The 20,318-nt window shown below is 70.9% G+C and carries 18 protein-coding genes; 15 read left to right on the top strand and 3 right to left on the bottom strand.

All coding sequences use genetic code 11. The features are described from left to right. The first annotated feature begins 105 nt into the window (after positions 1-105). On the top strand, positions 106-1,275 hold the full coding sequence (locus E7742_RS06415; RefSeq protein WP_137798195.1) for an AI-2E family transporter: 1,170 nt from the start codon (positions 106-108) through the stop codon (positions 1,273-1,275). Here the strand turns inward: E7742_RS06415 and E7742_RS06420 are convergent. Both E7742_RS06420 and ypfJ read right to left on the bottom strand, forming a co-directional pair. Continuing rightward, positions 1,185-2,804 (bottom strand): AMP-binding protein, encoded by a 1,620-nt coding sequence (locus E7742_RS06420; RefSeq protein ID WP_137798196.1) that lies wholly within the window; start codon positions 2,802-2,804, stop codon positions 1,185-1,187. The two genes, E7742_RS06415 and E7742_RS06420, sit on opposite strands and share 91 nt — an antisense overlap. 59 nt (positions 2,805-2,863) lie before the next feature. Beyond that, the gene (gene ypfJ / locus E7742_RS06425; protein ID WP_137801062.1) at positions 2,864-3,802 is read right to left on the bottom strand and encodes a KPN_02809 family neutral zinc metallopeptidase; all 939 of its coding nucleotides are present in this window, start codon (positions 3,800-3,802) and stop codon (positions 2,864-2,866) included. A gap of 167 nt (positions 3,803-3,969) precedes the next feature. On the opposite strand from ypfJ, the gene aspS reads away from it, so the two are divergent. From aspS to E7742_RS06440, 3 genes are read left to right on the top strand one after another with little or no spacing between them, the layout of a single operon-like run. Then, complete coding sequence (gene aspS / locus E7742_RS06430; RefSeq protein ID WP_137798197.1) at positions 3,970-5,751, top strand: aspartate--tRNA ligase; 1,782 nt, start codon at positions 3,970-3,972, stop codon at positions 5,749-5,751. A gap of 39 nt (positions 5,752-5,790) precedes the next feature. After that, positions 5,791-6,756 carry a DUF389 domain-containing protein gene (locus E7742_RS06435; RefSeq protein WP_137798198.1) on the top strand — a complete coding sequence of 322 codons (966 nt, stop codon included), beginning with the start codon at positions 5,791-5,793 and terminating at the stop codon, positions 6,754-6,756. Between the two features lie 48 nt (positions 6,757-6,804). Further along, positions 6,805-7,983: a kinase gene (locus E7742_RS06440; protein ID WP_137798199.1), complete on the top strand. Its 1,179-nt coding sequence runs from the start codon at positions 6,805-6,807 to the stop codon at positions 7,981-7,983. Positions 7,984-7,987: 4 nt separating this feature from the next. Here the strand turns inward: E7742_RS06440 and E7742_RS06445 are convergent, their stop codons facing one another. Then, positions 7,988-8,761: a TetR/AcrR family transcriptional regulator gene (locus tag E7742_RS06445; RefSeq protein ID WP_137798200.1), complete on the bottom strand. Its 774-nt coding sequence runs from the start codon at positions 8,759-8,761 to the stop codon at positions 7,988-7,990. Between the two features lie 198 nt (positions 8,762-8,959). Between E7742_RS06445 and E7742_RS23145 the strand changes: the two genes are divergently transcribed. The 11 genes from E7742_RS23145 to aroQ all read left to right on the top strand — a co-directional run bounded on the left by E7742_RS23145 (position 8,960) and on the right by aroQ (position 20,308). Then, entirely contained in the window at positions 8,960-9,118 is a 159-nt protein-coding gene (locus E7742_RS23145) for a hypothetical protein (protein ID WP_175420420.1), read from the top strand. Between the two features lie 52 nt (positions 9,119-9,170). Then, the gene (locus E7742_RS06450) at positions 9,171-10,592 is read left to right on the top strand and encodes a replication-associated recombination protein A (RefSeq protein WP_137798201.1); all 1,422 of its coding nucleotides are present in this window, start codon (positions 9,171-9,173) and stop codon (positions 10,590-10,592) included. Positions 10,593-10,769: 177 nt separating this feature from the next. Beyond that, positions 10,770-13,442 (top strand): alanine--tRNA ligase, encoded by a 2,673-nt coding sequence (gene alaS / locus E7742_RS06455; RefSeq protein WP_137798202.1) that lies wholly within the window; start codon positions 10,770-10,772, stop codon positions 13,440-13,442. A 14-nt stretch (positions 13,443-13,456) separates the two neighbouring features. Then, positions 13,457-14,005, top strand: coding sequence for a Holliday junction resolvase RuvX (gene ruvX / locus E7742_RS06460; RefSeq protein WP_137801063.1), 549 nt, complete (start codon positions 13,457-13,459; stop codon positions 14,003-14,005). Further along, entirely contained in the window at positions 14,002-15,438 is a 1,437-nt protein-coding gene (gene mltG / locus E7742_RS06465) for an endolytic transglycosylase MltG (RefSeq protein WP_137798203.1), read from the top strand. The genes ruvX and mltG overlap by 4 nt, the downstream gene beginning before the upstream one ends. A 5-nt stretch (positions 15,439-15,443) precedes the next feature. Then, a complete protein-coding gene (locus tag E7742_RS06470; protein ID WP_137798204.1) occupies positions 15,444-16,274 on the top strand; it encodes a shikimate dehydrogenase in 831 nt (276 codons plus the stop codon). Positions 16,275-16,377: 103 nt separating this feature from the next. After that, positions 16,378-16,965, top strand: a complete 588-nt coding sequence (locus E7742_RS06475; RefSeq protein WP_254699177.1) for a prepilin peptidase — start codon at positions 16,378-16,380, stop codon at positions 16,963-16,965. Positions 16,966-17,025: 60 nt separating this feature from the next. Then, positions 17,026-18,213 (top strand): chorismate synthase, encoded by a 1,188-nt coding sequence (gene aroC, locus E7742_RS06480; RefSeq protein WP_137801065.1) that lies wholly within the window; start codon positions 17,026-17,028, stop codon positions 18,211-18,213. Positions 18,214-18,217: 4 nt separating this feature from the next. Beyond that, complete coding sequence (locus E7742_RS06485; protein WP_137798205.1) at positions 18,218-18,769, top strand: shikimate kinase; 552 nt, start codon at positions 18,218-18,220, stop codon at positions 18,767-18,769. A gap of 4 nt (positions 18,770-18,773) precedes the next feature. After that, positions 18,774-19,883, top strand: a complete 1,110-nt coding sequence (aroB, locus tag E7742_RS06490; protein ID WP_137798206.1) for a 3-dehydroquinate synthase — start codon at positions 18,774-18,776, stop codon at positions 19,881-19,883. Next, on the top strand, positions 19,880-20,308 hold the full coding sequence (aroQ, locus tag E7742_RS06495) for a type II 3-dehydroquinate dehydratase (protein ID WP_137798207.1): 429 nt from the start codon (positions 19,880-19,882) through the stop codon (positions 20,306-20,308). The genes aroB and aroQ overlap by 4 nt, the downstream gene beginning before the upstream one ends. Positions 20,309-20,318: the final 10 nt, after the last annotated feature.

The following is a 20,318-nucleotide window of genomic DNA, read 5'->3' on the forward strand; positions in this document are numbered from 1 at the left end:
CCAGGCCGGGCCTGCGGTGTGTCCGGCCCGGGAAGCGCCGCCGAAACACGCTGCGGCGGGTAGGTTCCGGCGGGAGGGCAGCAGACGGCACGGGCGGAGGGCGCGATGAGCGGCGACGACTCGCGGGCCGGCACGGACCGACCGGCGTCGGACGGGGACGACGGCCGGAAGGCGAATCTGCGTTCGCTGCGGGTGGCGATCGTCTACATCCTGCTCGCCGTCGCCGCCTATCAGATGTCCGGTTGGCTGTTCCACCACGTCCGGGGCTTCCTCGGGATGCTCTTCCTCGCATGGCTCGCGAGCGTGACGATCGAGCCGGTCGTCGATCGACTCGAACGCCTGGGGCTACGGCGGGGGGCCGGGACCGGGCTGGTGCTGTTCGGGACCATTCTCTTCGGGATCGGGTTCGTCGCGATCTTCGGTGCTCTGCTCGCGGAGCAGCTCGCGCAGCTGCTCGGGGCGCTGCCCGACGCCCTCACCCGGGTCACCGAGTGGGCCAATCGCACGTTCGGCACCGACTTCGCGACGGGCAAGGACCTGATCAACGTCACGCCGGAGACGGTGCGAGACCTGGCCGAGAAGTACACCCCCGGCGTGCTGGGGATCGTCTCCACGTTGGTGGGCGTGGTCTTCCAGGCCGCCACCGTGCTGCTGTTCGTGTTCTACATGTCGGCGCAGGGCCCGCAGCTGCGCCGCACCATCGCGAGCTGGTTCCCGGCCCGTCAGCAGAAGGTCATCGCGTCGGTGTGGGAGATCTCGGTCGACAAGGCCGGCGGCTACGTGGTGTCGCGGCTGATCCTGGCCGCGTTCAGTGCGGTCGCCACCGGGCTGTTCTTCCTGGTGATCGGCGTGCCGTACTGGCTGCCACTCGCGATCTGGACGGGTGTGGTCTCGCAGTTCATCCCCACGCTCGGAACCTATCTGGCGATCGGGTTGCCCGCGATCATCGCGGCGGCCGCGCAACCCCTCGACGCGGTGTGGGTGGTGCTGTTCGGCACCGTGTACCAGCAGATCGAGAACTACATCCTCCACCCCCGCGTCACCTCCCGTACGGTGTCGATCCATCCCGCGGTCGCGTTCGGGTCGGTCATCGTCGGGGCGTCGCTGTTCGGCGCGATCGGGGCGCTGGTGTCGGTGCCGGTGGTCGCGGTGATCCAGGCGATCGTCGAAACCTACGGTCGCCGTTACGAACTCGTCCAGGAGGTCGACGAGGGCACGGCCGTCGCGGGCGAGTCCGCCGGCGAGGAGAGCGGCGGGGACGACGGCGACGGCTGAGCCCGCGCCGTCCAGTACGGCTCCCGCAGAAGCCGTTTGGCGAGCTTGCCCATCGCAGTACGCCCGAGATCGTCGCGGAACTCGAACGCGCGCGGCACCTTGTACCCGGCCAGCGCGGTGCGGCAGTGCGCGACGAGGTCGGCGGCCGTCGGTGCCCCGCCGCGGGGAACCACGACGGCCAGCACCGATTCGCCCATCTCCGGGTCCGGTACGCCGATCACCGCCACGTCCGCGACGTCGGGATGGGCGAGCAGGACGTGCTCGATCTCGGCGGGATAGATGTTCACCCCACCCGAGATGATCATGTCGGTCGCACGATCGGTGATGAACACGAACCCGTCGGCGTCGACGTACCCGATGTCGCCGAGGGTGAACAGGCCCGGGCGGATCAGCGCCTCGGAGGTCTTCTGCTCGGCGTTCAGGTACGCGACGGAGCGGCCGTCGCGTTCCTCGAACGCCAGCCGCCCCACGGCGCCGGGCGGCAGTTCGGTGCCGTCGGCAGCCACCGCGACCGCCCGCACGAACGGCGGGCGCACCCGTCCGACGCTGCCCGGCCGCTCGAGCCAGTCCTCGGTGGAGATCCCGCACAGCGGACCGGATTCGCTGCCGCCGTAGGAGTCGAAGAGCACCGGGCCGAACCAGTCGATCATCGCGCGCTTGACGTCGGGCGGGCACGTCGCGCCGGTGTGCGTCACGAGGCGGAGCGAGCCGACGTCGTAGCGCGCGCGGACGTCACCGGGGAGCGCGAGCAGCCGGTGGAAGTGCGTCGGCACCATGAGCGTCGTCGCGATCCGGTACCGGGCGACGGTCGCGAGGACGGCTTCGGCGTCGAACTTCTCGAGGACGGTCACCGGGAGCCCGCACGCCACCAGTCGCACGCCGGCGAGGGGACCGGTGTGGTGCAGCGGGCCGACGACCAGATGGCCCGGCCACTGCGCGAGCGGGAGCGTGCGCAGCGAGCGCACGTACTCGTCCACCGTCGTTCCCGGGACCGGGCTGCCCGCGAGCGCGTTGACGCCCTTGGGGGTGCCGGTGGTGCCGGAGGTGTACGACAGGAACGGCAGCGCGGGCACGTCCGCGGGCGGGTCGTCGTCGGACGCGGCGGCGAGCCAGCGGTCCCACGGGACGACGTCGCCGTCCCCGTCGGGGCACCGCCAGCCGACCACCACCGGCACCCCGGCCCGGCGCGCCGCCTCGTACCCGACGGCGGCGTTCTCGGGTCCGACGAACAGCGCCGCGGCCCGGGAGTCCGTGAGGATGTACGCCAGCTCCGGGGCCGTGAGATGAAAGCTGGTGGGCACGGGGGAGCAGCCGGCGTGAACGATGCCCACGTGCGCCAGCACCGTCTCGACCGAATTGCGCGCGAACACCGCGACGCGGCGATCCGGACCGAGATCGAGGCCGTGCAACCCGTCCGCGACCCGATTGACCACCCGATCGACGTCGGTCCACGACAGTTCGGTGCGGGAGTCGCGCAGCGCGACCTCGCCGGGCGCTGCGAGCGCGCGCTCACGATGCACGGTTGCCACCGGTGGGCCTCCTGGAACGGTCGTCGGACTGCGGTCCCGGACAGGCTAGGCGGCGTGGCTCACCGCAGCGCGGGCGGTGCGTTCAGGTCGCGGGCCGAGTAGGTGTCGCACGCACTGGCCCGGCCGGTGTCGTAGCCCGCGCGGAACCAGTTCTGTCGCTGCTCCGACGACCCGTGCGTCCACCCCTCCGGGTTCACTCGGGCGCCCGCGGACCGCTGGATCCGGTCGTCGCCGACGGCGGACGCGGCCGACAGCGCGTCGGCGACGTCCGCGCCGGTGAGCGGCTTCAGGAACGGCTGCGGGCCGCCGGGCCCCGGCTGGGTCGACGCGTAGTGCGCCCACAGGCCGGCGTAGCAGTCGGCCTGCAGCTCCGTGCGCACCGCCTGCGACGTGGCGCCGCGGGGATCCTGCTGGGCACGCCCGATGTCGCCGAGCTGGTTCTGGATGTGGTGCCCGAACTCGTGGGCGACGACGTACTCCTGCGCCAGCGGCCCGGCGTTGGCGCCGAACTGGTCGACGAGGAGCTGGAAGAAGCTGGTGTCGAAGTAGGCCGTCGAGTCCGCCGGGCAGTAGAACGGCCCGACGTCGCTGGTGGCGTTGCCGCAACCGGTGCTCACCGCGCCCGAGAACAGACTGACCTGCGGCGCGGCATAGTCGACACCCGCCTGAGCGGGCAGCTGGGCACCCCACACGGCGTCGAGGCTCTCGGCGGTACCGGCGATCCGGCAGCCGACGTCCCGGTTCGCGTCGACACCGAACTCGCAGTTCTCGAGCCGCGCGCCGCTGATCGCACTGGAACCGGGGTCGTACTGCGTGTCCGCGCCGCCCAGACCGCCGTGGATCGACCCGGGATCGCCGCCGAGCAGCAGGGCCAGCACCAGGACGATCAGGCCGCCGGCGCCGCCGCCGAGCACGAACTTGCCGCGGCCGCCACCGCCCCCGCCGCCACCGACGGTGACGCGGTCGGCGTTGATGCGGACGTCGTCGTTGAACGTCAAGTCGATCACTCCCTGTACGAAACGGCGTGCACTGCCCGTATGAGCATTCCAGCAATCCGGGCGTGCGTTTCCGATTGCCCCGGGCGCCTCCGTAGGATCGCAGCAACAGAACACCGTGCTGCAGGCACGGACCGACCTTTGTGCTGGAAGTTTGTGAAAGGAATCCCGTGCTGCGCACCCACCTGGCAGGCTCGCTACGACCCGAGCACGCTGAGCAGACCGTCACCCTCACCGGTTGGGTGGCTCGTCGGCGCGATCACGGCGGGGTGATCTTCATCGATCTCCGCGACGCGTCGGGTGTGTCCCAGGTGGTCTTCCGCGCCGGTGACGTGCTCGAACAGGCCCACCGTCTGCGTGCCGAGTACTGCGTCAAGGTCACCGGTGTGGTCGAGATTCGTCCCGAGGGCAACCAGAACTTCGAGATCCCCACCGGTGCCATCGAGGTCAACGCCGTCGAGCTCGAGGTGCTCAACGAGAGTGCCCCGCTCCCGTTCCAGCTCGACGACCAGGTGGGCGAGGAGGCCCGTCTCAAGTACCGCTACCTGGACCTGCGCCGCGAGGTGCCCGGTCACGCGATCCGGTTGCGGTCCAAGGTCAACGCCGCGGCCCGCGCCGTGCTGGCCCACCACGAGTTCGTCGAGGTCGAGACCCCCACGCTGACGCACTCCACCCCCGAGGGTGCCCGTGACTTCCTGGTGCCGGCGCGTCTGCAGCCGGGCAGCTTCTACGCGCTGCCGCAGAGTCCGCAGCTGTTCAAGCAGCTGCTCATGGTCGGTGGTATCGAGCGCTACTTCCAGATCGCCCGCTGCTACCGCGACGAGGATTTCCGCGCCGATCGCCAGCCCGAGTTCACGCAGCTCGACATCGAGATGAGCTTCGTGAACCAGGAGGACGTGATCCTGCTGGCCGAGGAGATCCTGCACGCGGTGTGGAAGCTCATCGGCTACGAGATCACCACGCCGATTCCGCGGATGACGTACGCCGAGGCGATGCGCCGCTACGGCTCGGACAAGCCGGATCTGCGGTTCGGGATCGAGCTCGTCGAGTGCATGGACTTCTTCAAGGACACCACCTTCCGGGTGTTCCAGGCCGAGTACGTCGGCGCCGTCGTGATGCCGGGTGGCGCGAGCCAGCCGCGCAAGCAGCTCGACGCGTGGCAGGAGTGGGCCAAGCAGCGCGGGGCGAAGGGTCTCGCGTACGTCCTGGTGAACGAGGACGGCACGCTGGGCGGTCCGGTCGCCAAGAACCTCACCGACGCCGAGCGGGACGGGCTGGCCGCGCACGTCGGCGCGCAGCCGGGCGACTGCATCTTCTTCGCGGCCGGTGCGACCAAGCCGATGCGCGCGTTGCTCGGCGCCGCCCGCGGCGAGATCGCTCGCAAGCAGAACCTCATCGACCCCGATGCGTGGGAGTTCGTGTGGATCGTCGACGCACCGCTGTTCGAGCCGGCCGCCGACGCGACCGCGAGCGGTGACGTCGCTCTCGGATCCAGCGCCTGGACCGCCGTGCACCACGCGTTCACGTCGCCCAAGCCGGAGTCGATGGACACCTTCGACACCGATCCGGGATCGGCCCTCGCCTACGCCTACGACATCGTGTGCAACGGCAACGAGATCGGTGGCGGCAGCATCCGTATCCACCGCCGGGACGTCCAGGAGCGGGTGTTCAAGGTGATGGGCATCTCGCACGAGGAGGCCCAGGAGCAGTTCGGGTTCCTGCTCGACGCCTTCGCTTTCGGCGCTCCGCCGCACGGCGGCATCGCGTTCGGCTGGGACCGGATCACCGCGCTGCTCGCGGGGCTCGACTCGATCCGCGAGGTCATCGCGTTCCCGAAGTCCGGCGGCGGTGTCGACCCGCTGACCGACGCCCCCGCGCCGATCACCGAGCTGCAGCGCAAGGAGTCGGGCATCGACGCGAAGCCGGAACCGGCCGGGGCGAAGTCCGAGTAGCGCCGGTCCGGGGGAGATGGCTGACGACGGGGGGCCGACGTGCTGCATCTGCGGGTGATCTGTCCGGAGGAGGACACCGACGAGATCCTCGCGCTGCTCGAGGAGGAGCCCGGCGCCACGCACATCACCGTGGCGCGGGGCTCCGCCGTCGAACCCGCCGGGGACGTGGTCCAGGCCGACATCGCGCGCGAGTCGGCCAACGAGGTGCTCGATCAGCTGCACGAGCTGAGGATCGAATTCCGTGGCGCCATCACGCTGGTGCCGATCGAGACCGTGCTGTCCGAGGCGGCGCGCGGCGCCGAGCGCGCCGCGCCCGGCGATCCGGACGATTCGGTGGTTTGGGAGGAGCTGATCTCCCGGACCCGGGAGGAGTCCACGCTCAACGTCACGTTCCTGGCGTTTCTCACGATCGCGTGTCTGCTCGCGTCGGTGGGCATCGTGACCGATTCGCCGGTGACGATCGTCGGCGCGATGGTCGTCGGCCCCGAGTTCGGGCCACTCGCCGCGCTCGCGGTTGCGGTCGCGCGCCGCAAGTTCAGCCTCGCGCGCCGTTCCCTCCTCGCTCTCGTGATCGGTTTCCCGTTCGCCATCGTGGTGGCGGCGGTCGCGACCCTCGTAGCCAAGCTGCTCGGGTGGGTGGGCCTCGACACGATCGAGGACCTGCACCAGGTCGACTTCATCTACCGGGTGGGGCTGTCGTCGTTCATCGTCGCGCTGCTCGCCGGCGCGGCCGGGATGCTCGCGCTCGTGTCCGCCAAATCCGCCGCCCTGGTGGGGGTGTTCATCTCGGTCACGACGGTGCCCGCCGCGGGCTTCACCGCGGTCGCCGCCACCCTCGGGGACTGGCGGGTCGCACTCATGTCGGCGCTCCAGCTCGGGGTCAACCTCACCGGCATCGTGATCGCCGCGATCGCCGTGTTGTTGCTGCAGCGGACTCACGAAGCCCGTGACCGAGCTGCAACCCGGCGTTTGCGCAGGTCATCCGCCCCGACTCGGCGGAGGTGACGGCGAATGTCGGGTCGGGAGCGCTGGATCCAGGTAGGTTGGTGACCGATGACCGCAATATTGGCGGAACCCCTCTCAGAGGTCGTTGCCGCAGCAGAGAAGTTGCTCACCCGGCGGACCGGTGCCCAGGTCCGGCTCGTCGACCCGGTGGATCTCGGGGGAAGCGGCCGGACCGTCGTCGTACGCGTCCGTGTCGCGGAGAACCCGTTCTCGCTTCCGCGCACCCTCGTGATCAAGCAGGTCCGCGAGACCTCGCCCAAGGCGCCGACGGCGCAGCGCATCGAGTTCGACGTGCCCGAGCACTCGACCGTGGACGTCGCCTTCCTCCGGGAGGCCGTCTCCTACCAGTTCGCGACCGCGCTCGCGACGGAGAGCCGACCCGGCGCGGAGCTGCTCGCCTACGACTTCGAGACCCGTCTGCTCGTGCTCGGCGACCTCGGGGACTCGGCCCCGTTCGCGGCCCTGCTGAAGAACGCGGACCCGGACACCGTCACCAATTCGCTGATGGCGATGGCGCAGGCGCTCGGCCGGATGCACGCCGCGACGGTCGGACGCGAGGAGGACTTCACCGCCCTGCTGCGCCGGGCCGAGGTCGCGCACTGCGGCGACGTCGTGGCCGAACAGGCGCAGGCCTCGCTCGACACGGTGCCGGACCTGCTGGCCGAACGCCTCGGTGTCGAGGTACCGGACGAGATCCGGGCCATCGCGGGCCGGGCCGGCAAGTTGTTCGCCGGTGGCCGGTTCCGGGCGTTCAGCCCCTCCGATCTGTGCCCGGACAACATCATCGTCAACGACGAGGGCGTCCGATTCCTCGACTACGAGTGGGGCGGCTTCCGCGACGCGACGCTGGACCTGGCATACGCGCTCGTGTCGTTCCCGGCGTGCCTGTGCAGCATTCACCTCTCGTACGAGCGGCAGCGGGCGATGACGGAGGCCTGGCGGGCCGAGGTCGTCGGTATGTGGCCGGCGCTGGCCGACGACGCACTCCTCACCGAACGGGTGCTCGACGCCCAACTGATGTGGGTGTGGCTCAGCACCTACCTGTTCCTGCCCGAGGACTACACCCGGCTCGCGGCGGTGCGCGACCATCAGCTCTCGGCGCCGCGCGCCGACGCTCTGCTGGCGCGCTGGGAGAGCCTGGCCACGTTCGCCGAGCAGTCCGGGCACGACGCGATCGCCGACCACGCCACGCTCGTCGTCGCACGCCTGCGCGAACGGATCGCGTAGCTTCTCACGCCGTCGGGGGGCGTCCGGACCCGGCCAGCAGTAGTTCGACCGATCGGCGCAGGTTGTCCCGCGCCGCGTGTTCCATGGGCGGCACGTCACCGGCGTGACGGCCCCCGCCGTCGGCCGTCGCGCCGTCCATCATCGTCGTCGACAGCGGGAACCGATCCGAGAAGTCCGGCGCCGCGGTCGCGAGTGCTTCCATCCGCTCGGACCGGCCCCGCGCCGCGTCCGGCTCTTGCGGGTGAGGCTGGCGGCGGGCGTCGACCACCGACCGCGCCGCCGCGGCCGCGAGCGAGAAGGACGACGACGCGATGGCCGCGACGTCCCGGCGATCGTCGACCGTAGGCAGCAGCAGCCCCAGCAGAGCCTCGAAGACCTCCTGTTGGTGCGGCCCCAGGACGGGCCGCGTGTGCGCGAGATCGAGCATCCACGGGTGCGCGACGTACAGATCGAGGAGCCGTTCGGCCCACTCCGCGACGCTCGCCACCGGCGTGGCCGCGAAGGCGGCATGCGCGCGGTCGTACATGACGTCCAGTAGTTCGTCCTTGCCGCCGACATAGGTGTAGAGCGCCATCGCGGTGCAGCCGAGCCGCTCACCCACCGCTCGCAGCGGCACGGCCGCGGTTCCGCGCGCGTCCGCCAGCGCCGTGGCGGCCTCGACGATCGCGTCGAGGGACAGCGCCGTCCGCTGACCGGCCTCGTCGCCACGGGGATATCGGCCCTCCCACAGCAGCGCCAACGTGCGCGCGGCGTCGCCGCGCGCGTCCCGGTTCACCATCGCGAAACCATTCCTTACGTTGTAAAGCGCGTCGCGCTCTGACGACTATACGACGTAAGGCCCGCAGGTGGGAGGGCTTCCCGCGGCAGGTCGAGCAGGCTCGTCGGCCTGCTGTGGCGAGCGACACGGCGAGGGTTGATACCCCTGGGGGTATTATCGGGAGTGGAATTCGCCCATCGGCCCCGGAGGAGATCCACCGTGTGTTACCCCGTCACCTGCAAGACCTGTGCCAAGACCACGTGGGGCGGCTGCGGCCAGCATGTCGACAGCGTGATGCGGACCGTCCCGGCCGCGCAGCGCTGCACGTGCGCGAAGCCGGCCAAGTCGGGCTTCTTCGCGTCGCTGTTCGGCCGCTGACCGCAGTGACGGACCCCGGAAGGCGTCGGGGGCGGCTAGTAGCGTTTCGGGTGTGACTGATTTCTTCGGCGACACGGACGCGGCCGACGACGCGGCGGGCCTGTTCGAGGCGCCGGTCGCAGAGACGGGCCGCGAGGCCGAACCCGACCCGCTCCCGTCGGTGCCGCGCCCGGCGGCCGCACCGAGTCCCGGCGCTCCGCTCGCCGTTCGGATGCGCCCGGCGACGCTGTCCGAGGTCGTCGGACAGCAGCACCTGTTGGCGCCGGGAGCCCCGCTGCGCCGCCTCGTGGAGGGATCCGGCGCGTCGTCCGTGCTGCTCTACGGCCCGCCCGGAACCGGCAAGACGACGCTGGCGTCGCTCATCTCGGGTGCCACCGGGCGCCGGTTCGAGGCGCTGTCGGCGCTGTCCGCGGGCGTCAAGGAGGTGCGCGGGGTCATCGAACTGGCCCGCCGGCGGCTGCTCCAGGGCGAGCAGACCGTGCTGTTCATCGACGAGGTGCATCGCTTCTCGAAGACCCAGCAGGACGCCCTCCTCGCCGCGGTCGAGAACCGGATCGTGCTGCTCGTGGCCGCCACCACCGAGAATCCGTCCTTCTCGGTGGTCTCGCCGCTGCTGTCGCGGTCGCTGGTTCTGCAACTGCAGTCGCTCACGGCCGACGACATCCGGCTCGTCATCGAGCGCGCCCGCGTCGACGAGCGCGGCCTCGGCGGTTCCGTCGAGATCGAGGACGACGCGCTCGAGCACCTGATCCGGCTGGCGGCGGGCGATGCGCGCCGGGCGCTGACCGCGCTCGAGGCCGCCGCCGGGACCGCGTTGGACCGCACCGACCGGCGGCCCGCCGTGCTCGACCTCGAGACGGTCGAGTCCAGCGTCGACAAGGCTGCCGTCCGCTACGACCGCGACGGGGATCAGCACTACGACGTGATCAGTGCGTTCATCAAGTCGATCCGCGGATCCGACGTCGACGCCGCGTTGCACTACCTCGCTCGGATGATCACGGCGGGCGAGGATCCGCGCTTCATCGCGCGCCGCCTCGTCGTCCACGCGAGCGAGGACATCGGGATGGCCGACCCGACGGCGTTGCAGACCGCGACCGCGGCCGCGCAGGCCGTCCAGCTCATCGGGATGCCCGAGGCGCGACTCGCGCTGGCCCAGGCCACCATCCATCTCGCGACCGCGCCCAAGTCCGGGGCCGTCATCGCGGCGCTCGGAGCGGCGATGGCCGACGTGTCGGCCGGCAAGTCCGGCCTGGTGCCGCCGCACCTGCGGGACGGCCACTACGCCGGGGCGGCGCAGCTCGGGAACGCGGTCGGCTACAAGTACCCGCACGATCATCCGGACGGCATCCTGCCGCAGCAGTATCCACCGGACGAGCTGGTCGGCGTCGACTACTACGAGCCGACCACGCACGGAGCCGAACGGGAGATCGCGGCGCGGGTGGGCAAGCTGCGGCGGATCGTGCGGGGCCGCTGAGATTCCCGCCACACTCCGGGAGCCGGGACGAGCGCCGTCCCGGCGGCGGTCACCCGCGCCGAATAAACGGCGTGCGCGAGGGCGTTAAGCTTGCCGATGGCTGATTCGCACCTCGTAGGCGACATCGGCGGCCGGAGACGGTGCCATTCGACGAGACGTACGTAAGGACGAACCCAGGTGCAGACCCACGAGATCCGTAGGCGCTTCCTCGACCATTTCGTCAAGGCGGGCCACGCCGAGGTGCCCAGCGCCTCGCTGATCTTCGACGATCCCAACCTGCTGTTCGTCAACGCCGGCATGGTGCAGTTCAAGCCGTTCTTCCTCGGCCAGCAGACCCCGCCGTACGACACCGCCACCAGCGTGCAGAAGTGTGTGCGCACCGGTGACATCGAGAACGTGGGCGTCACCACCCGCCACAACACCTTCTTCCAGATGGCCGGCAACTTCAGCTTCGGCGACTACTTCAAGCGCGGCGCGATCAAGCACGCGTGGTCGTTGCTGACCGACTCGCAGGAGGACGGCGGCTACGGCTTCGATCCCGAACGCCTCTGGGTCACCGTGTACCTCGACGACGACGAGGCCCGCGACATCTGGCGCGACGAGATCGGCATTCCCGAGGAGCGCATCCAGCGCCGCGGGATGGCCGACAACTACTGGTCGATGGGCATCCCCGGCCCGTGCGGTCCGTGTTCGGAGATCTACTACGACCGTGGCCCCGAGTACGGCGCCGAGGGTGGCCCCGAGGCCGACGAGGACCGCTACCTCGAGATCTGGAACCTCGTGTTCATGCAGAACGAGCGTGGCGAGGGCACCGGCAAGGAGAGCTTCGAGATTCTCGGCCCGCTGCCGAAGAAGAACATCGACACCGGCATGGGTGTCGAGCGGGTCGCGTTCCTGCTGCAGGGCGTCGACAACGTGTACGAGACGGACCTCGTGCGCCCCGTGATCACCAAGGCCGAGGAGCTGTCGGGCCGCACGTACGGCACCGACCCGGAGGCCGACGTGCGCTTCCGCGTCATCGCGGACCACGCGCGCACCGCCGTCATGCTCATCGCCGACGGCGTCAACCCGGGCAACGAGGGCCGCGGTTACGTGCTGCGCCGCCTGCTGCGCCGCATCATCCGCTCCGCCAAGCTGCTGGGCGCCGAGAAGCCGAGCATGCGCGAGTTCGTCACGGTCGTGCGCGACACGATGTCGCCGTCGTATCCCGATCTCGCCACCGACTTCGACCGCATCGTCGGCGTCGCCGTGGGCGAGGAGACCGCGTTCCTGCGCACCATCGCGGCCGGTTCGAAGATGTTCGAGGCGGAGGCCGACCAGGTCAAGTCCGCCGGCAAAAAGGTCTTCGGCGGCAACGAGGCGTTCGTGCTGCACGACACCTACGGCTTCCCGATCGACCTGACGCTGGAAATGGCGGCCGAGGCCGGTCTGAGCGTCGACGAGCAGGGCTTCCGCTCGCTGATGGCCGAGCAGCGCAAGCGGGCCAAGGAAGATGCCCAGTCACGCAAGCACGCGCACGCCGACCTCACGGTCTACAAGGAGTTCGTCGACCGCGGACCCACCGAGTTCACCGGCTTCAACGAGCTGGTCTCCGAGGCGCACGTGCTGGCGCTGATCTCCAACGGGGTCCGGGTGCCCACCGCGAAGGCGGGCGAGGACGTCGAGGTCATCCTGGACCGCAGCCCGCTGTACGCCGAGGCCGGCGGACAGATCGCCGACACCGGCACCATCACGGCGTCCGGTCTGCGCGTACAGGTCAACGACGTGCAGAAGATCGCCAAGAAGGTGTGGGTCCACAAGGTCACCGTCAAGGAGGGCCAGCTCACCGAGGGTGACGTCGTCCTGGCCCAGGTCGACCCCGAGTGGCGCAAGGGCGCCACCCAGGGCCACTCCGGCACGCACATGGTGCACGCGGCGCTGCGGCAGGTGCTGGGCCCGGGCGCCGTGCAGGCCGGTTCGCTCAACAAGCCCGGCTACCTGCGCTTCGACTTCAACTGGCAGGGCCAGCTGTCGGAGTCGCAGAAGCAGGAGATCGAGGTCGTCACCAACGAGGCCGTCGCCGCCAACCATACGGTGAACACCTTCGTCACCGACCTCGACCGGGCCAAGCAGATGGGCGCGATGGCGTTGTTCGGGGAGAACTACGGCGACGAGGTGCGCGTCGTCGAGATCGGTGGACCGTTCTCGATGGAGCTGTGCGGCGGCACTCACGTGCAGACGTCGGCGCAGATCGGCCCGGTGACGTTGCTGGGCGAGTCGTCCGTGGGCTCGGGCGTGCGCCGCGTCGAGGCGTTCGTCGGGCTCGATTCCTACCGCTACCTGGCCAAGGAACGTGCACTGCTCGCCGGTGTGGCGTCGTCGCTGAAGGTGCCGTCGGAGGAGGTTCCGGGCCGCGTCGAGGCGCTCGTCGAGCGCCTCAAGGTGGCCGAGAAGGAACTCGAGGCCACCAAGGCTGCCGCTGTCCTCGCGTCCGCGGGCACGTTCGTCGACAAGGCGCACCGCATCGGACAGGTGCTGCTGGTCGCCGAGCAGGCGCCCGACGGCGTCGCCGGCAACGACCTGCGCGGTCTGGTCAGCGACATCCGCGGCCGGTTCGGCACGCAGCCCGCGGTGGTGGTGCTGCTCGGCAACGCCGACGGCAAGGTGCCGTTCGTCGTCGCGACGACGAAGGCGGCTCAGGAACTGGGCATCAAGGCCGGTGAGCTGGTGGCGAGCTTCGGCCCGCAGATCGGTGGACGCGGTGGCGGCAAGGCCGATATGGCGCAGGGCTCGGGGTCGGACGTCTCCGGCATCCCGGCGGCGCTCGAAGGCGTCCGGGGCCGGGTCGCCGAACTGGCAGGAAACTCCTAGCGGTGCCCCCGGCTGTGTCGGGTGACGACCGGTCGGCGCGTTCGGGCCCCGACCGGCCCGGGGCCGACGATCCCGGCCGTGGGCGCCGGATCGCCGTCGATGTCGGGAGCGTGCGGATCGGGGTCGCCTCGTGCGATCCCGACTGCATCCTCGCGACGCCGGTGGAGACGGTGCCGCGGTCCAAGGAGAAGGGCACCGACGCGCCCGACCTCCGGCGGATTGTCGCGCTTGTCGAGGAGTACGAGGCTGTCGAGGTTATCGTCGGACTGCCCCAGACGCTGCGCGGTGAGCACGGCAAGGCCGCCGACGTGGCGTCTGCCTTCGCGCGCCGGTTGCAGCGTGCCGTCGCCCCGATCCCGGTGCGGATGGCCGACGAGCGACTGACGACAGTCACGGCGTCGCGGGCACTGCGCGAGAGCGGTGTCCGAGCGAAGGGGCAGCGGCCGATGATCGACCAGGCGGCAGCAGTGGCGATCTTGCAGGGATGGTTGGACGAGCGGAGCAGAGCGGTGAACGTGTCGGATGCGGACGGTGGCCATCGACCGTCGGGAGACGCCCTGTGAGCGATCGCCGCGATCCGACGGGTCGTCCCGAGTACGAGTCGGCTCCCGGTTATGCGGGCGAGCACGACTACGGCCACGACTACGGCCGCCCCTACGAACCCGCTCCCGGACACGACGACGGGTACGGGCGGCCGCAGTACGGCGGACCGGATCACGGCGCGGGCTACGGCTACGAACCGGAGTACGACGCGTACGCGTACGACGACTCCCGCCGTCGTGCACTGCCGACCGCCGTCGGAGCGCGTCCCGTCAGCCGCGGTGAGGCGCGGCGATTGCAGGCCGCCGCTCGGCGCAAGCGCCGCGGTCGCGTCATCGGTGTCCTGGCCGGCGCGGTCCTTCTCGGCGGCATGGGCGCGGCCGCGTTCGCGGTGTACGACAAGGTGACCGGGCGCGACATCGCCGATTACGCCGGCCCGGGCGGTCCCGAGGTGGTCGTCCAGGTCCATCCCGGTGACACCGCCGATCAGATCGCGGACGCGATGGCGGCCAAGGACGTCGTCAAGAGTTCGGCCGCTTTCTACCGGGCGGCGCTGCACGACGATGCGATGGGTTCGGTACAGCCGGGCTACTACTCCGTCGCGACCCGGATCTCGGGCTCCGACGCCGTGTCGGCGCTGGTCTCGCCCGAGGCGCGCGTCGGCGCGCTGGTGGTCTCGGAGGGTCGTCAGCTCCACGACACCAAGGACGTCCAGACCGGTGCCGTCAAGAAGGGCATCTACTCGCTCATCGCCGAGGCGAGCTGCGTCGGCCGGGGCGACGCCGAGAAGTGCATCAGCTACGACGACCTCAACCGCGCCGGAGCCGGCGCCGACCTGGCGGCGCTGGGGGTGCCGGACTGGGCCCGCGCGCAGGTCGCGAACGTCCCGGACCGCGACCGTCAGCTCGAAGGGCTCATCGCGGCCGGCAGCTGGGATTTCGATCCCACGCAGAGCCCCGTCGAGATCCTGCGCCACCTCGTCGGATCGAGCGCCGACAGCTACGAGTCCACCGGGCTCGAGAGCGCGGGCGGCAAGGTGGGGCTGGCGCCGTATCAGATGCTCGTCGTCGCGTCGCTGGTCGAACGTGAAGCGCTGCCCACCGATTTCGACAAGGTCGCGCGCGTCGTGCTGAACCGCCTGGCGGTCAACCAGCCGCTGCAGTTCGACTCCACCGTGAACTACGCCCTCGACGAGACCGAGGTGGCGACCACCGACGCCGACCGGGCCCGCGTCACGCCGTGGAACACCTACGCGATGCCCGGCCTGCCGGCCACCCCGATCGCGTCGCCGAGTATCAACGCCCTTCGCGCCGTGGAGGATCCGGCCCCCGGAGACTTCCTGTACTTCGTCACGATCGACAAGAAGGGCACGACGCTGTTCACCCGCAGCTACGAGGAGCACCTGGCGAACATCGAGCTCGCTCGCCGGAGCGGCATCCTCGACAGCGGACGGTGACGGACATGCCCGACTCGCAGAACCCGGCGACCCGCAAGGCGGCGGTGTTGGGTAGCCCCATCGCGCATTCGAAGTCGCCGCTGCTCCATCTGGCGGCCTACCGCGCGCTGGGGCTGAACGACTGGACGTACGAGCGGATCGAGTGCACGGGGGAGCAGCTACCCGGCCTGGTGTCCGGCCTCGGCCCGGAATGGGTCGGGCTCTCGGTCACCATGCCCGGCAAGGTTGCGGCACTCGAGTTCGCGACCGAACGCACCGACCGTGCCGTCACGATCGGATCGGCCAACACGCTGGTCCGCACCGCGGACGGATGGCGCGCGGACTGCACCGACGTGGACGGTGTCCGCGGCGCCCTCGTCGAGGGTGGCGTCGGCGACCTCACCGGCGGCGACGCGGTGGTCGTCGGCGCCGGCGGCACGGCCCGTCCCGCCCTGGTCGCCTTGGCGGACCTGGGCGTCGACGCGGTCACCGTGGTGGCGCGCGACGCCGCGCGTGCCCGGCCCACGCTCGCGTGCGCCGAGGCGGTGGGGCTGCGGGTGCGTCACGTCACGTTCGACAGCGACAGCCTCGGACCGCTGTGCGCCGCGGCGGGCGCGTTGGTCAGTACCGTTCCCGCAGCGGGCGCCGCACCGTACGCCGACGTGCTCGGCCGGGCGCCGTTCGTCCTCGACGCCATCTACGACCCGTGGCCCACCCCGCTCGCCGCGGCCGTTGCGCACGCGGGCGGCACGGTCGTCGGCGGGCTGGCCATGCTGCTCAACCAGGCCTACGGCCAGGTCGAGCAGTTCACCAATCGCCCCGCGCCGCGCGAGGCGATGGCCGCGGCGATCCGCTAGCCGTTCCGCGCCGTTTCTCCACAGGCGCGGCTTGCTCCCCAGGGCTGTCGTCGGCCCACGTCGGCGCCGCGGTCCCGTCGGGCGGTGACCCGATGCTGTCCCCATGGACGTCTGGTGGTGGCCGGCCGGGAGCGGGCTCACCGGCATCGTCGTCGGGTACGGGATACGCCGGGGCGCGGCGATGTTCGCCGACGACGTCTCGGTCCCGCGCGGATGGTGCGCGGGCGCGGGCGCCGTCGGGTTCGCCGTCGTCGCCCGGCACGGCGGTCCGTGGCCGTCCCTGCTCGCGGGGCTCGTGCTCGTCTCGTGGATGCTCATGCTCGGCGCCGTCGATCTGCTCGTGCGCCGGCTACCGAACGCGCTCACCCTCCCGGGAGCCGTGGTGATCGTCTCCGCCGCGGTCCTGGCCGGGAGCGGCCGGGCCGCCGTGGGAGGGGCGCTGCTGCTGGCGGGCGTGTACCTGGTGCTCTACCTCGCGGCGCCGTCGGGGATGGGCGCGGGCGACGTCAAACTCGCGCTCGGTCTCGGGGCCGCGACCGGCGTGGCCGGGGCGTCCGCGTGGCTGTTCGCGGCACTTCTCGCGCCGCTGTTCACGGCCGCGATCGGGCTCGCGCGCGGGCGCACGACAAGCCCGATCCCACACGGTCCGTCGATGTGCGCGGCGACCGCGGTGGCGTTGTGGTGGCTGTGACGCGTGCGACGGACGGCCCGCTGTCGAAGGTGAGGCTGCCGACGTGGAAAGATGCTGGACGTGTTGCGCTGGATAACTGCTGGAGAGTCCCATGGTCCCGCCCTCGTCGCCATGCTCGAGGGGATGGTCGCCGGCGTCGAGGTGACGTCCGACGACATCTCGGCGCAGCTCGCGCGCCGCCGCCTCGGCTACGGCCGCGGCGCCCGGATGAAGTTCGAGGCCGACAAGGTCACGATCATCGGTGGCGTCCGGCACGGCCGCACCCTCGGCGGCCCGATCGCGATCGAGGTCGGAAACACCGAGTGGCCCAAGTGGGAGACCATCATGTCCGCCGACCCGGTGGACGAGGCCGAACTCGCCGGTCAGGCCCGCAACGCACCGCTGACCCGTCCGCGCCCCGGCCACGCCGACTACTCGGGCATGCTCAAGTACGGGTTCGACGACGCCCGCCCGGTGCTCGAGCGCGCCAGCGCCCGGGAGACCGCCGCGCGAGTCGCGGCCGGGACCGTCGCCCGCCAGTTCCTGCGTCAGCTGTTCGGCGTGGAGGTGCTCTCGCACGTCGTCTCGATCGGGGCGTCCGAGCCGTACACCGGCGTCGGCCCCGAGGCCGGGGACCTGGAGACCATCGACGCCAGCCCGGTGCGGGCGTTCGGCGAGGCCGCAGAAGCTTCCATGATCGCCGAGATCGAGGCGGCCAAGAAGGACGGCGACACGCTCGGCGGTGTCGTCGAGGTCATCGTCCACGGCCTGCCGGTCGGGCTCGGCTCGTTCGTCAGCGGGGCGGACCGTCTCGACTCCAAACTCGCGGCCGCGCTCATGGGCATCCAGGCGATCAAGGGCGTCGAGGTCGGCGACGGCTTCGAGACCGCGCGGCGCCGGGGCAGTGCCGCCCACGACGAGATGCGCCCGGGGGCTGACGGCGTCCTGCGCTCGACCAACCGCGCGGGCGGTCTCGAGGGAGGCATGACCAACGGGGAGGCGCTGCGCGTGCGGGCGGCGATGAAGCCGATCTCCACCGTCCCGCGGGCACTGTCGACCGTCGACATGGCGACCGGCGAGGAGGCCGTCGCGATCCATCAGCGCTCCGACGTGTGCGCGGTCCCCGCGGCCGGCGTCGTGGCGGAGGCGATGGTGGCGCTGGTCGTCGCGCAGGCCGCGCTCGACAAGTTCGGTGGCGACTCGATCGCCGAGACCCGTTCGAACTACCAGCGCTACGTCGAGGGCATCGCGGCGCGTCCGCCGCGGTGATCCGATGACACCGCGCGCCGTGCTGATCGGCCCGCCCGGCGCGGGCAAGTCGACCATCGGTCGGCGGCTCGCGCAGGCGTTCGACCTCGAACTGCTCGACACCGACGTCGAGATCGAACGCCGCACCGGCCGCACCATCCCGGAAATCTTCGCGACGGACGGGGAACCGTACTTCCGGGAGATCGAGGAACAGGTCGTCGCGGAGGCGCTCGAGACGCACGACGGAATACTGTCGCTCGGCGGCGGCGCGATCCTGTCCGAACGGACCCGCTCCCGGCTGTCCGGGCATACCGTGGTGTATCTGGAGATCAGCGTCGCGGAAGGACTCAAGCGGACCGGCGCCAGCACCGGCCGGCCCCTGCTGACCGGTGGCGATCCCAAGGCGAAGTATCACGCGTTGATGCGACGACGCCGGCCGCTCTACCGGCAGGTGGCGACCATCCGGATGCGCACCGACAGCCGCAGCCCCGGTCGGGTGGTCCAGCAGTTGGTGACGAAGTTGACCGACGCGCCCGCCCCGGGCGCCCCGGCACACGAGACAGAAGCGGAGCAGTAGAGAAGTGACCGAACCGGTACGCGTCCAGGTGGCAACAGCCGACCCCTACCCCGTGATCATCGGGCGGGGTCTGCTCGGGGAACTCGTCGAGGAACTCGAAGGCACCCGCACCGTGGCGATCTTCCACCAGCCGCCGCTCGCCGAGACCGCCGAGGCGGTGCGAAAGGCACTCGCCGAGAAGGGGATCGACGCCCACCGCATCGAGATTCCCGATGCCGAGGAGGGCAAGGACCTCGCGGTCGCGGGCTTCTGCTGGGAGGTGCTCGGGCGCATCGGGCTGACCCGCAGCGACGCGATCGTCAGCCTCGGCGGCGGCGCCGCGACCGACCTCGCCGGCTTCGTGGCCGCGACGTGGATGCGCGGAGTGCGGATCGTGCACGTCCCGACGACCTTGCTGGCGATGGTCGACGCGGCGGTCGGCGGCAAGACCGGCATCAACACCGAGGCCGGCAAGAACCTCGTCGGTGCGTTCCACGAGCCGTCCGCGGTGCTGATCGACCTGGCCACCCTGGAGACGGTGCCCCGCAACGAGATCGTCGCGGGAATGGCCGAGATCATCAAGACCGGTTTCATCGCCGACCCGGTGATCCTCGACCTCATCGAGGCCGACCCCGAGGCGGCACTGGATCCCACCGGCACCGTGCTGCCCGAGCTGATCCGCCGCTCCGTCGAGGTCAAGGCGCAGGTCGTCGCCGCCGACCTCAAGGAGTCGAGCCTGCGCGAGATCCTCAACTACGGGCACACCCTCGGCCACGCGATCGAGCGTCGTGAGCGCTACCGCTGGCGTCACGGCGCCGCGGTGGCTGTCGGCCTGGTGTACGCGGCCGAACTGGGCCGCCTGGCCGGACGGCTCGACGACACCACGGCCGACCGGCACCGCTCGATCCTCGAACTCGTCGGACTGCCCACCACCTACGACGGCGACGCCTTCGCGGACCTCATGAAGGGCATGCAGACCGACAAGAAGAACCGGGCCGGGCTGCTGCGGTTCGTCGTGCTCGACGGGCTCGCCAAGCCGGGCCGCCTCGAGGGCCCGGACCCGTCGCTGCTGGTCGCCGCGTACGGGGCCGTCGCACGCGACGCGGGCCCCAGCGGGGGGACGGTGCTGCTGTGAGAGTGCAGGTCGTCAACGGACCCAATCTGGGTCGTCTCGGCAAGCGCCAGCCCGAGGTCTACGGTTCCACCACACACGACGACCTCGTCGCGCTGTGCGAGCGGACCGCGAAGGAACTGGGGATCGAGGTCGTGGTCCGGCAGAGCGACAGCGAAGGTGAACTCATCGGCTGGATCCACGACGCGGCCGACGCGCGCGAACCGGTGATCCTCAACGCCGGGGGACTGACGCACACGTCGATCGTGTTGCGCGACGCATGTGCGGAACTGACCGCCGGGCTGGTGGAACTGCACATCTCCAACGTGCATGCGCGGGAAGAGTTCCGGCACCACTCGTACCTGAGTGGGGTCGCGACCGGATCGATCGTCGGTCTCGGCGTGGCCGGGTACGCCTTGGCGCTCCGGTTCCTGGCGGAGCGCGGCTGACAGCGACCCG

Source organism: Rhodococcus sp. SGAir0479 (assembly GCF_005484805.1).
Taxonomy (GTDB): domain Bacteria; phylum Actinomycetota; class Actinomycetes; order Mycobacteriales; family Mycobacteriaceae; genus Prescottella.